4 protein-coding genes are annotated in these 3220 nt (G+C 37.5%); 1 reads left to right on the top strand and 3 read right to left on the bottom strand.

What is annotated here, in order from left to right:
- Positions 1-195: 195 nt before the first annotated feature.
- Positions 196-1680 carry a CotH kinase family protein gene (locus AAC037_RS22510; protein ID WP_339905779.1) on the bottom strand — a complete coding sequence of 495 codons (1485 nt, stop codon included), beginning with the start codon at positions 1678-1680 and terminating at the stop codon, positions 196-198.
- Between the two features lie 97 nt (positions 1681-1777).
- Positions 1778-2104 carry a hypothetical protein gene (locus AAC037_RS22505; RefSeq protein ID WP_339905777.1) on the bottom strand — a complete coding sequence of 109 codons (327 nt, stop codon included), beginning with the start codon at positions 2102-2104 and terminating at the stop codon, positions 1778-1780.
- 456 nt (positions 2105-2560) lie between these two features.
- Between AAC037_RS22505 and AAC037_RS22500 the strand changes: the two genes are divergently transcribed.
- Positions 2561-2884 carry a hypothetical protein gene (locus tag AAC037_RS22500; RefSeq protein WP_339905776.1) on the top strand — a complete coding sequence of 108 codons (324 nt, stop codon included), beginning with the start codon at positions 2561-2563 and terminating at the stop codon, positions 2882-2884.
- A 55-nt stretch (positions 2885-2939) separates the two neighbouring features.
- Here the strand turns inward: AAC037_RS22500 and AAC037_RS22495 are convergent.
- A partial coding sequence (locus AAC037_RS22495) for an efflux RND transporter permease subunit (protein ID WP_339905775.1) occupies positions 2940-3220 on the bottom strand: 281 nt, incomplete at its 5' end.

Below are 3220 nucleotides of genomic sequence, written 5' to 3'. Positions count from 1 at the left end.
GATTCCAACTATCCCCGAGAAAGCTCAGGAGATCCTGTTGCATCATCCGGTTTTAATTATTCCATGACAACAAAAAAACCAGCACCTGAAGAAGTTTTTCAAAGCAATCACTTCTCCCGGTACTGGTGAACATAAACAACCTAAACTTACTTACTAACTATAATCGGGTATTAAATATTTGAATTAACTATTTTTTTAATCATTAAGGTAATTACTTACCGCATTTGCTCTGGATGTGGCATGGGACATTAAGGTGCTTACTGCATTTTGAAAGTCCCCACTGCTATTCAAGAAGGTATAGCCATTGATTTCACTGGTGGCATATTGTTCTACTAAAGCAGCATAAGTGGTATATTTTGCTTGTACCGTACTGGTATTGAATGCTCCATTGATAACTTCTGCTACATAGGCATCATATTTTGCCTTATATACCTCGTCTGCATACAAATAACCTATCAATGGCCAACCGGAGGCATTCAGGCCGGAGAAATTTAATGGTAAACTTCCCTGCTGGTTTCCACTTTGAAGGGCCTCATTATGGTCCCAAGGAATCCAGTTCAATTTATCAGTGTCCGGATCATTGTACAAATAATAATTATGCGTCATCCGTCCATAAGTATCCCAATTTTGAATGATGGTATTAACCGCCAGGTACTTAAGAAAAACATCGGTATCAAACACTTCCTCAAGATTTGATCTCCAGATGGCCGGATCAGAAGTTCTGGAAGCATCATGCAATACGGTCAATAAACTTTCTACATCGGAGAAATCAGCCTCGTCTTCATTGGTCTTTTTCACATATTCATCTTCATCGTAAGTCCCATAAGCAAAACTGGCTGCATCACCATCAGGTTTGTATAAGTTGCCATCGTTATCAGCGTATTGGGTATCAATGAGGGTATCATCTACCTCCTCTACCATGGTATACAATCCAAAATAAATCGGTCCATCTCCATAGTCAACATATACGGTATAAAAGGCCGTATGTGAAGCAACTAATCCTGCATCTCGAAAAATCTCGGTCGCCACCTTTTCTCTCAGCATGGATTTATCGTTGTAGTTGTTCTTCAAACTTAACTTCTTGAAACCATAAAAGCGTTGGTTTTTTATTTGTGGATAATCATCCTCAAATTCATCAAAATCTAGTTTAAAGGACAACTTTAATATGCCTGATTGCCAACTACTTTGTAAACTTGAATTGCCTTTAAAGCGGAGGCCTACCCGGTACCATTCTTTCCCTTCATAATATACTTCAGCAGGTACAAAAACAGGGTCTTCATCTGGAAAATTGCCTGCACCTCCACCAAATCCACCACCTCCGGGACCACCGCCCCCACCGGGACCACCTCCCCCACCACGAGAACCAAAGGTGCCATATATATTGGTCATATCCCCTAGCATGGTTTGCCAGCGATCTTCAGTGATAACAATATCCAGCCTTTTTACCGCTTGATCATTGAATACTTCATCAAAATCAGGGGCTGCATCATTGCTATGTGTACCTGTGGTCCAGTCAATAGCTTCAAAATCAGTATCATCAATGATCAGCTCAACTTCCTCTTCCTCCCCATCAACAATATCCTTAACTTCATCCACGCAAGAAGCTAAAGCAAATAGTAAAGGCAATAAATACAGGTATTTTGAATACCCTAATAAGGGTTTTATTTTCATTTTTTTCATTTTAGTCAAATTTGAGTTCAAACAATACTGCATCAATTTCTTGTTGCTGAATGAAAGAAGTAATGGTGACCTTTCATTAAAGATGAATTAAATCTCATTATTCCCGAGGTCTCCTAGCTGGTCGTTGGTTTTCTCTTTCTTTCTTTATTTCTAAATAAGTTTCCAGCTGGTTTCCAGTTAAAGTGGCCTGCAATTCATTATCGATTTTTGCCCTTGCTTCTTTGGCCATTTTTCGGGACTTCATGACATCAGCATATTTTTCGTGAATGCTTTTCCATTCGATTACCTGCTCATCGGATAAGCCCAGTTCTTTGGTAGCCATCTCTATGATTTCATCTGTTGTTGGAGGTTCAGGTCTCTTTACTTGAGCATAAGCCATTGAAGTAAAAGCAACCATTGCGAGCATTATGAATATCTTTTTCATTTATTGTTTTTTTATTTTCTTCTTTAGACGCAGGTTGAGTAGTCATCCCTCTCTAGGTTTAATTTATTTTTAACTTTTTTATAAATTCCGCAAATTAAATACCCCTGGGGTTCATAATTTATTTTGATTAAGATATTGAAAAAGAGCGCCTTAAAATACATCTAGTTCAGTATCTAAAGACTAATTTTTTTTAATAAATTTCTTTAAGGAAGGGATTTTCTGGAGGTTTTACCACCATTTATATTTCTTCACCTAATTTCGGTAAACTGAAAACGAATCATTTTATATTTCAAAACCAGCTAAGGATTTATACCAAACCACTGGTGATTGTATTAGTAAATAATAGTGAAATTGAACATTCAATTTTTATAGATTCCGAAATAGTTTTGAATAAAATGTTGGTACAGTAGTTAAAAAAATGTATTTTAAAATGTAGATAACCAATAGAATAAATATATGTCCGAAAATATATGGATTGCTTTTATCGGTTTTTCGGGAGTAGTAATAGGGTCCTTATCGACCCTAGCAGGAACTTGGTTGGCACATTTTTTAAAAGAAAAGGCTGCCGCCAGAAAAGACAAAGCGAGGAAAGATTTACTTTTGAAAATGTTATCAGATGATGCTCATGAATGGCGAGATCTGCAGACACTACAACATGTAATTGGAGCAGATGAAGACACTACCAAAAGTCTCCTCATTTCAATTGGTGCCAGGGCTTCTGAAAACGGAAAACCCCTTTGGGCACTGATTAGCAGGAAACCTTTGCCCCAAAATGCCTAGACTTTAAAATTAATTGCTGGTGAGAAAGAAGATTAATCACATATTAACTGCTTAATTAAGCCAGATTTTTGTTTTTTTCTTGGGGCTTTACAGCTTCTCTCAAATCTTCAAAGATCATATATAGACTCGGAACAATAACCAAAATAATGGCCGTGGCGAAAATGATTCCAAAGCCTAATGAAATGGCCATCGGAATTAGCTGAAATGCCTGACTAGAAGTTTCAAGAATGATTGGGGTCAATCCCCCAAAAGTGGTCAAGGTTGTTAAAATAATAGGTCTAAAACGCCTTACACCTGCTTCATGGATGGCCTCGTAAGCTGAAAACTCTTTACGAG

Origin of the sequence: uncultured Cyclobacterium sp. (assembly GCF_963976465.1) — a bacterium.
Taxonomy (GTDB): Bacteria; Bacteroidota; Bacteroidia; order Cytophagales; family Cyclobacteriaceae; genus Cyclobacterium.
The sequence above is the reverse complement of the archived record's forward strand: the minus strand, read 5'-3'. Positions and strand labels throughout refer to the sequence as shown.

Excerpts from the sequence above, each read along its gene's own strand:
- AAC037_RS22500 (WP_339905776.1), top strand. The coding sequence starts at position 2,561 with ATGTCCGAAAATATATGGATTGCTTTTATCGGTTTTTCGGGAGTAGTA.
- AAC037_RS22510 (WP_339905779.1), bottom strand. The coding sequence starts at position 1,680 with ATGAAAAAAATGAAAATAAAACCCTTATTAGGGTATTCAAAATACCTG.
- AAC037_RS22505 (WP_339905777.1), bottom strand. The coding sequence starts at position 2,104 with ATGAAAAAGATATTCATAATGCTCGCAATGGTTGCTTTTACTTCAATG.